An 821-nucleotide genomic window follows, 5' to 3' on the forward strand; every position below is an offset into this window, starting at 1 on the left:
CCGTAGCCGGCGTTGATGGCCTGGTCGGCGACGAGGTCGAGGTCGGCGTCGGGGAGCACGAGCATGTGGTTCTTCGCGCCGCCGAGGGCCTGCACCCTCTTGCCGTTCTTGGAGGCGGTCTCGTAGATGTACTGCGCGATCGGGGTCGAACCGACAAAGCTGATCGCGGCGACGTCGTCGTGGTTGAGGAGGCCGTCGACGGCCTGCTTGTCGCCGTGCAGGACGTTGAAGACGCCGTCGGGCAGGCCCGCTTCCTTCCAGAGCTCCGCGAGCCAGATCGCGGCGGAGGGGTCCTTCTCGCTCGGCTTGAGCACGACGGTGTTGCCGACCGCGATCGCGATGGGGAAGAACCACATCGGGACCATCGCGGGGAAGTTGAACGGGCTGATGATGCCGACCACGCCGAGGGCCTGCTTGATGGAGAACACGTCGACGCCGGTCGAGGCGTTCTCGGTGAAGTCGCCCTTCATGATGTGGGGGAACCCGGTCGCGAGCTCCACGACCTCGAGGCCCCGCTGGATCTCGCCAGCGGCGTCGGAGACGACCTTCCCGTGCTCGGAGGTGATGATGCGCGCGAGCTCGAGCTTCCGCTCGTTCAACAGCTCACGGAAGCGGAACAGCACCCCTTGGCGCTTCGCGACGGAGGCGTTCGACCACGAAGGGAACGCCGCCTTCGCCGCTGCTACCGCCGCGTCGATCTCCGCCTGCTCGGCGAGCGCGACCTGCTTGGTGGCGACGCCAAGTGCGGGGTTGAAGACCGGCGAGGTGCGCGCGGGCGTCGAGGTCGAGCAGGCGCCGTCGATCCAGTGCTGGATCGTGGG

Annotated in this window: 1 protein-coding gene; it reads right to left on the reverse strand. The window is 67.8% G+C overall.

All coding sequences use genetic code 11. The features are described 5' to 3' along the window. Positions 1–821: aldehyde dehydrogenase family protein (locus C5B99_RS18910; protein ID WP_146082069.1), on the reverse strand; the 821-nt coding region annotated here is incomplete at both ends.

This window comes from Pseudoclavibacter sp. Z016 (genome assembly GCF_002931215.1).
In the GTDB taxonomy this organism is placed as follows: domain Bacteria; phylum Actinomycetota; class Actinomycetes; order Actinomycetales; family Microbacteriaceae; genus Pseudoclavibacter.